We start from the raw sequence: 8,545 nt of genomic DNA, 5'->3' as shown, positions 1-8,545 counted from the left end.
TATACCCTTCATCTTTCAAGCTGCTGCTTTGTTGGCTGCGTTTACTTACCCCAGTCACATAGTTATCTATGCTCCTGGGGATGCGTTCACTTGCCGCCGCACTGCAACTTGAAATCTATTGGGTATATAAAATAAGAAATCATTATTAGAAGTAGATGCGCCCAAAAATGGGATATAATCAAAATTAAAAACATATAGATGATAGCAAATAAACACCATCACAAGTAATAAAGATGAGAAGTTAATATATACCTGTTATCTTTCAAGTTGCCTCTTTGTTGGCTGCACTCACTCACCCTGGTCACAGAGTTATCTATGCTCCCGGGGATTCGCTCCCTTGCCGTCGCGATCCATCTTGAAATCTATTGGGTATAGATATTATCAGATATTAAAAGCTTCTTGAGAAATATAATGGATAATGCACTAAAAATATATAATTGAAACTACAAGTCAATATTTCTTCCTTCCTGTAAAGATATTTCTTTAGCCTCCAATTACAATGCCAATTCTTTAGATATTTACTGAATGTGTTTTATTTTTTGGAGAAATAAGAGGTAAGTGTTTTTTTAAATTAACTATAAATTACCCCTTTAATTTCATATGTCTCAATGATAATTTTTATATTTTAAAATGTGATTTTACAGACAAATTATGTTTTTTCTTATATGCGAAGTGTTTTTTCTTAATATTATACCAGCATTTAGTATATATTAATCAGATGATTTACTTATTGGGGTAATGATTGAACAGCGAATAAAATAATTAATGTTAAAAAGTGGGCTTACTTCACGTGAAATTAATTTGATAAAATCAGTTGCAGAAAAACATGGTACATCAATAATGGATAGAATTAATTTACAGGTCGTTTGTATTTATTCATAAATATAAACGACCTATGTCTTAATATATTATTCGTTATATTATTGAAATGACCGCTATTGTTATCGGTTCTATAAAAATCAAAAATGTATTTAAATTATTTATTTTTAAAAATAAAAGTTAAGTTGTATTAATTAATACACAACTTTATGCCCGTAGCTTTCTAAAATGCTTTTCACTCTCTCCATGCTCTCTTTTGTAGGCGGTTTAATACCCTCCAGCTTATATTCCTCACCCATGGTAATCCATTTATGTTTACCCAGTTCGTGATAAGGCAGAAGTTCGATTTTTTCAATATTTTTCATATCTCTGGTAAATTCACCCAGTCTATGAGCGGATTCATTATCATCGGACCAGCCTGGGACGACAACGTAACGAATCCAAGTTTTTTGGTTGCGTTTGGCCAGATAGCGGGCAAATTCCAATGTGCGGTGATTTGAAACACCTACTAATTTCTGGTGGATTTCATCATTAATCTGTTTCAAATCAAGCATAACAAGATCAGTCACATCCATCAGTTCGTCAATAACCGGATCATAGCGACGAACAAATCCATTGGTATCAAGACAGGTATGAATACCTTCGGCACGACAGGCTCTGAACCAATCACGCACAAATTCAGCTTGCAGAATGGCTTCACCCCCTGATGCGGTAACGCCACCCCCCGATGCATTCATAAAATGACGATAGGTTGTCGCTTCTTTTATAAGTTCTTCGACAGTAATGTCTTTGCCGCCGTGGGTATCCCATGTATCACGGTTATGGCAATAAAGACAGCGCATCAGGCAGCCTTGAAAGAAGACGATAAACCGGATACCGGGACCATCAACGGTGCCACAGGATTCAAAAGAGTGGATACGACCAAGTACGGACATAACAGGATGGCTCCAAAACTGATTGAAAGGCCCAAATTAGGGCCTTTATTTTGATAACAGATTATTACATAGACTGAGTGAAAGTGCGGGTGATCACATCTTGTTGTTGTTCTTTAGTTAATGAATTGAAACGCACAGCATAGCCAGATACCCGGATGGTGAGCTGAGGATATTTCTCAGGGTCTTCCATGGCCTCGAGTAACATGTCACGGTTCATCACGTTAACGTTGAGATGCTGACCACCTTCAATGTCGGTTTCGTGGTGGAAATAGCCATCCAGTAAACCAGCCAGGTTAGTTTTACGTGTTTCATCATCTTTGCCTAATGCATTCGGTACGATAGAGAAAGTATAAGAAATACCGTCTTTTGCATAGGCGAATGGCAGTTTAGACACAGAGGTCAGAGAAGCGACGGCGCCTTTCTGATCACGACCGTGCATTGGGTTTGCGCCGGGTCCAAATGGTGCGCCAGCGCGACGTCCATCAGGCGTGTTACCGGTTTTCTTACCATAGACTACGTTAGAGGTGATAGTCAGAACGGATTGAGTAGGAACTGCGTTACGGTAAGTATTCAGTTTCTGGATTTTCTTCATGAAGCGCTCAACCAAATCACAAGCGATATCATCGACGCGTGAGTCGTTGTTACCAAATTGTGGGTATTCGCCTTCAATGTTGAAATCAATAGCTAAACCGTTTTCGTCACGGATTGGTGTGACTTTGGCATATTTGATCGCAGACAGCGAGTCAGCAGCGACAGACAGACCAGCAATGCCACATGCCATAGTACGATGAACGTCACGGTCATGCAGAGCCATCAGTGCGGCTTCGTAGCTGTATTTGTCATGCATATAGTGGATGATATTCAATGCGGTAACATACTGTTTTGCCAACCAGTCCATGAAATGGTCCATGCGGGCCATAACTTTGTCGTAGTCCAGTATTTCATCTTTCATTGGTTCTTCTTTCGGGCCAACCTGTATTTTCAGTTTTTCGTCCACGCCGCCGTTGATTGCGTACAACATGGTCTTAGCCAGGTTTGCGCGAGCGCCGAAGAATTGCATCTGTTTACCTACAATCATCGGGCTGACACAACAAGCGATAGCGTAATCATCGTTGCTGAAATCAGGGCGCATCAGATCATCGTTCTCATACTGTAAAGATGAGGTGTCGATGGAAACTTTTGCCGCGAATTTTTTGAAATTTACTGGCAGTTTTTCAGACCACAGGATGGTCATGTTGGGTTCTGGTGACGGACCCATGGTGTATAGGGTGTTCAGGAAGCGGAAGCTGTTTTTAGTGACCAGCGTGCGGCCATCCAGTCCCATACCCGCCAGGGATTCTGTTGCCCAGATTGGGTCACCAGAGAACAGTTCGTCATACTCAGGTGTGCGCAAGAAACGCACCATTCGCAGTTTCATGATCAGATGGTCGATCAATTCCTGTGCTTCGATTTCTGTTAATTTACCTGCTTGCAGGTCACGTTCGATGTAGATATCCAGAAAGCTGGAAACGCGACCGAAAGACATTGCTGCGCCATTTTGAGATTTAACTGCTGCCAGATAAGCGAAATAAGTCCACTGTATTGCTTCCTTAGCATCAGTAGCGGGGCCAGAAATATCATAGCCGTATTTGGCCGCCATTTCTTTAATCTGGCCCAGAGCACGATGCTGTTCAGCAATCTCTTCACGCAACTGGATGGTCATCTCCAGATCTTCACCGCGTTCCAGTTTTTCTTGCAATGAATTAAATTGGGCTAATTTATCGTCACGCAAGAAATCGATGCCGTAGACTGTAACACGGCGGTAATCACCAATAATGCGACCGCGGCCATAGGCATCAGGCAGACCTGTTAAAACGCCAGATTTGCGGCATTTCAGAATATCGGGTGTGTAAACATCAAAAACACCCTGATTATGTGTTTTGCGGTATTCAGTGAAAATTTGTTTTAAGTTAGGATCGAGTTCACGGCCATAAACTTTACATGATCCTTCTACCATTTTTATACCGCCAAAGGGGATCAGGGCACGTTTTAGAGGCGCTTCCGTTTGCAGGCCAACGATGGTTTCCAGATCTTTTTCAATGTAACCCGCATCATGGGAAGTAATGGTAGCAGCGACATCAGTGTCAAAATCAACCGGTGCATGAGTACGGTTTTCGATTTTGATACCTTCCATGACTTTTTCCCACAAAGCATCGGTTGCTTTGGTAGAGCTTGCGAGGAAAGATTCATCACCCTCATATGGTGTATAGTTTTTCTGGATGAAATCACGAATATTGACTTCGTTTTGCCAGTCACCCTGATTAAAACCTTGCCATGCTACAGAGAATTTTTCATTTAACTCAGTCATGATACGTCTACCTTATTTGATAATCGAACTTTTGAAAAATCAGGCGAGGGAGCTAATTAATATTTTTGCTCGCTACGCAGATAAATTAACCAGTAAGTCAAACCCACTAAAACTGCGCCACCGATAATGTTACCAATAGTGACTGGAATTAAATTGTTAGTGATAAAGTGTGAAATAGTGAGTTGAGAAAATTGTTCAGGCGTTGCTCCGACATTGCTCCAGAATTCGGTTGGTGCGAAATTCTTAATAACAATACCTAGCGGAATTAAAAACATGTTAGCAATACTGTGCTCGAAACCGCTGGCAACAAACATGCCTACGGGTAAAATCATGGCAAATATTTTGTCCAGTAAGCTACGTCCGGCATAACTCATCCAAACGGCGAGACAAACCATTAAGTTGGCAAGAATGCCTAAGAATACAGCTTCAATAAAAGTATGATGCACTTTATGATCAGCAGCTTGTAATACATTCAGGCCCCATAATCCGTTAGCAACACGATATTGACCAGCAAACCAGATAATAGCGACAAAAAATAACGCGCCAATTAAATTACCAAAATAAACGTTAATCCAGTTTTTAAACATTTGATGCCAGGTTATACGCCCGGTTGCTTTGGAAATAATCGTCAGTACGGTGGAAGTAAATAAATCTGCGCCACAAACCACAACTAACATTAACCCCAGTGAGAAACAGATTCCGCCGACTAATTTAGCTAACCCATAAGGGACAGATTCAGTTCCTGTGGTAGCGGTAATGTAAAAAACAAAGGCAATAGAAATAAAAAAACCGGCAGTTATTGCTGATATATAGGTGATTGCAGGATGTTTGGTGGTTTTATAAACACCAACATCATCAGCGAATTTTGCTATTACCGCAGGCGATAATAAATTAAAAGGGGTGTCAGCTTTCATACTAACATTCTCTTTATGATTGATTAGTTATGGTACGTAACGATAATAACAAAGGCATGAGGATGTAAACTTGATATAGATCATAATCCTCAGAGAGTGAACGTTGTTTTGGGGGACGAATTGGTTTAAATTTCAGTTAATTTATTGATTTTTATAAAATAAAAAAATTTTAAAAATTATTGAATTTTTTTATTCAACCACTAGAGGAAAGTTTGGTAAGTAAAATAACAGGTTAAATTGTTATTTATTTGTTGTTTTAAATAAATTGAATTTAACCTGTATTTTACCTTCAATGAAAAATTGTCTTTTCTACAATTTTATTTTGCGTTCCAGAAATCACGTTTTGCTTTTTGCAGTTTCTCATAAGTGGCTAATAAAGCCTGATGAGCGGATAGTGATTTTAAATCTGCATCGACTGACCACAAGCCGTAAAAACAATTTTCACCAGAAATAGCCGCTGAAGCTGCTTCAACCGCATCCTGTCCGTACATTTTTACGAATGCTTGGTAATATTGTGCCGGCTTTTTATCTGCTTCCTGAGCAAGTAAAAGCAGTGTTTGCAGACAGCGATAATAGTTAGCTCGTTCGGTAGTGAAGACTGAGGCGTTAAAATCCTGAGTCCATTCTACCCAAATCAGCGCTTGTTCCAGATCACCGCCCGCCAATGCCAACATGGATTTCAGTTCACCGATACGTAAATTGCTCCAGCCATTATCTTTACCAACCTCAATGCCAAGCAATTCACGAACTCGGGTAAAATCATCCAGACCTTCTTCATCTAATTGCTCAAGCAGTGCCAGATATTCTTCAGGCTGCCATTGGCTATCCGGTAGCGCTAATAAAGTTTCCCGCAGATGAATTCCCATGGTGTTATTGGCGATATGTAAATCTTCCACAGGATAAATATCGGACATACCTGGAACCAAAATACGGCAGGCATAAACACTGAGGTGTTCGTAGTCAGCAATATAAACTTCAGCATCCAGTTGCTTGAAAATAGCCATTAAAGTAACAAATTCTTCTTCTGTCGTGCCGCTGAAACTCCAGTCAGCAAACTCATAATCAGCGTCTTGTTTGAATAAATCCCAACTGATCAAACCACTCGAATCAATAAAATGCGTTTCTAGATTGGTATGTTCTGCAACTTCTTCATTATCGAAAGTCGGCGCATTGAACACGTCCAGATCTTTCAGGCTGCGACCTTGCAACAGCTCGGTAACAGTACGTTCCAGTGCTACGCCAAAATCAGGGTGAGCACCAAATGAAGCGAAACAAGTCCCATTATTAGGATTAAACAGAACCACGCAAATCACCGGGAACTGTCCACCCAGAGAGGCGTCATAACAATAGAGTGGGAAACCTTCATCCTGTAATGTGTTGACCGCTGCAACCACGCCCGGATAACGATTCATCACTTCCTGTGGAATTTCTGGCAGGCTGATGCCTTCTGCAATAATCCGGTTTTTGACATAGCGCTCAAAAACTTCGGATAACCCCTGAACTCTGGCTTCATTAACCGTGTTACCTGCTGACATACCATTGGAAACATAAAGATTGCCAATAATATTCATGGGAATATAGACCGTATGCTGATCAGATTGACGGGTAAATGGCAATGAACAGATACCACGCTCTTCATTACCTGATTGCAAATCGACTAATTGACTTGCACATAAATCATTCTCTGGATCGTAAAATTGACGTAACCGGGCATCCAAAATACCTTCTGGCAAGGAATCATCTTCGGGTAAAGCAAACCATTTTTCATTGGGATAGTGGACAAAATCACCGTTAGCGATAGCGTGTCCTAAATAGAAATCAGCAAAAAAATAGTTGGTTGACAAACGTTCAAAATATTCCCCTAAAGCAGAAGCTAAAGCGGCTTTTTTACTTGCCCCTTTACCGTTGGTAAAACATAAAGGGCAATCGCGGTCACGGATATGAACTGACCAGACATGAGGAACCGGGTTCAGCCAAGAGGCTTCTTCGATATTAAAACCAAGATGTTGCAGTTTTTGCTGAAAGCTATTGATTGAATCTTCCAGTGCGGCATCTTTGCCGGGAATAAAGGTTTGCATCATGGTATTCACTTATGAGAGCTCATTACGGGGGCTCATCATACGAGTTTTTTTTCGGTAGCTAAAGTCTGGTATGCATCACAGATTTATTGATATCATTATTCATAATCAGATGGGATATTTTTCATTAAGGAAATCAGTATGAAAAAGATGAAACACACAGCTTTAGCCAGTTTATTGGCATTAATCAGCGGTTCTGCTGTTGCTTTGCCAAATATTACACTTTTGGCTACCGGAGGAACGATTGCAGGTGGGGGCGAATCTGCAACTGAATCCAACTATGTTGCGGGAAAAGTGGGTATTGATGTATTAGTCAACGCTGTGCCTGATATCAAAGATATCGCTAACCTGAAAGGTGAGCAGGTGGTGAGCATTGGTTCGCAGGATATGAATGATCAGGTATGGCTGACTCTGGCGAAAAAAATCAATGCTGATTGTGACAAGACCGATGGCTTTGTTATCACACACGGCACAGACACGATGGAAGAAACGGCTTACTTCCTCGATCTAACGACTCAATGCCAGAAACCGATAGTCATGGTTGGGGCAATGCGTCCGTCTACAGCGATGGGCGCTGATGGCCCGTTAAATCTGTATAACGCGGTAGTGGTTGCAGGGGACAAAGCATCGGCCAAACGTGGCGTGTTGATGGCAATGAATGATGCGGTTATCAGCGGGCGTACCGTGGTAAAAATGAGCACTACTGAAGTTCAGGCATTCCAGCCGATTAATGCTGGTGCTGAAGGTTTTATCCATAACGGCAAAGTTAATTATTACGCTGAAGCTAAACCGAGAGCGGACAAGGCTATTTTTGATGTCAGCAAACTGGATAAGCTGCCAAAAGTAGGCATTGTTTATAACTATGCGAATGCTTCTGATCTGCCAGCGAAAGCGCTGTTGAGTGATGGTTATCAAGGGATCATCAGCGCCGGGGTTGGCAACGGTAATATGTACAAAACGATTTTCGATACTTTGGCCCAGGCCGCTAAAGATGGCGTTGTGGTTGTGAGAGCAAGTCGTGTACCGGTGGGTTATGTGACTCAGAATGCGGAAGTGGATGATAGCAAATATGGTTTTGTGGCATCTGAACGTTTGAATCCGCAAAAAGCCAGAGTGCTTTTACAATTAGCGCTGACTAAAACCCATGATCCAGCGAAAATTCACGAGATGTTTGTTAAATATTGAATGAATTCTGGGATAACAGAAGGGTGCATGAGTGTGTGAAATGCGCCCTGATATTTCTTGCTTGAATAATTGCTTAACAGCGGTAGTGTTCTGTCCAAAAGTGGTTAAGATATTACTCGTACGGAAATTTACCGTACGATTTTAGCGAAAAACGCCGTAAACCCTTGCCCAGTGCGAGGGTGTCGCAAAAGTTATCCCTTATCAGTTAATATCTTGGTTCCCATTCCAAATTCAGAACTTCTATTATGACCACATTCCTACGACAAC

The 8,545-nt window shown here is 41.2% G+C and carries 5 protein-coding genes; 1 reads left to right on the top strand and 4 read right to left on the bottom strand.

Features of this window, described 5'->3' with window-relative positions; all coding sequences use genetic code 11:
- Positions 1 to 1,013 precede the first annotated feature (1,013 nt).
- From pflA to ycaO, 4 genes are all read right to left on the bottom strand, one after another.
- A complete protein-coding gene (gene pflA / locus AM629_RS19850; protein ID WP_054481373.1) occupies positions 1,014 to 1,754 on the bottom strand; it encodes a pyruvate formate lyase 1-activating protein in 741 nt (246 codons plus the stop codon).
- Positions 1,755 to 1,818: 64 nt separating this feature from the next.
- Positions 1,819 to 4,101, bottom strand: coding sequence for a formate C-acetyltransferase (gene pflB, locus AM629_RS19845; protein ID WP_054481370.1), 2,283 nt, complete (start codon positions 4,099 to 4,101; stop codon positions 1,819 to 1,821).
- 56 nt (positions 4,102 to 4,157) lie between these two features.
- Positions 4,158 to 5,015, bottom strand: a complete 858-nt coding sequence (focA, locus tag AM629_RS19840; protein ID WP_054481367.1) for a formate transporter FocA — start codon at positions 5,013 to 5,015, stop codon at positions 4,158 to 4,160.
- Between the two features lie 317 nt (positions 5,016 to 5,332).
- Positions 5,333 to 7,096, bottom strand: coding sequence for a 30S ribosomal protein S12 methylthiotransferase accessory factor YcaO (gene ycaO, locus AM629_RS19835; protein ID WP_054481375.1), 1,764 nt, complete (start codon positions 7,094 to 7,096; stop codon positions 5,333 to 5,335).
- A 138-nt stretch (positions 7,097 to 7,234) separates the two neighbouring features.
- Here ycaO and ansB point away from each other — a divergent pair, with 138 nt between their 5' ends.
- Positions 7,235 to 8,278 (top strand): L-asparaginase 2, encoded by a 1,044-nt coding sequence (gene ansB / locus AM629_RS19830; protein ID WP_054481365.1) that lies wholly within the window; start codon positions 7,235 to 7,237, stop codon positions 8,276 to 8,278.
- The last annotated feature ends 267 nt before the right edge of the window (positions 8,279 to 8,545 follow it).

It is taken from the genome of Photorhabdus heterorhabditis, from assembly GCF_001280945.1.
Classification (GTDB): domain Bacteria; phylum Pseudomonadota; class Gammaproteobacteria; order Enterobacterales; family Enterobacteriaceae; genus Photorhabdus; species Photorhabdus heterorhabditis.
This window is presented reverse-complemented; position numbering and strand designations above follow the sequence as displayed.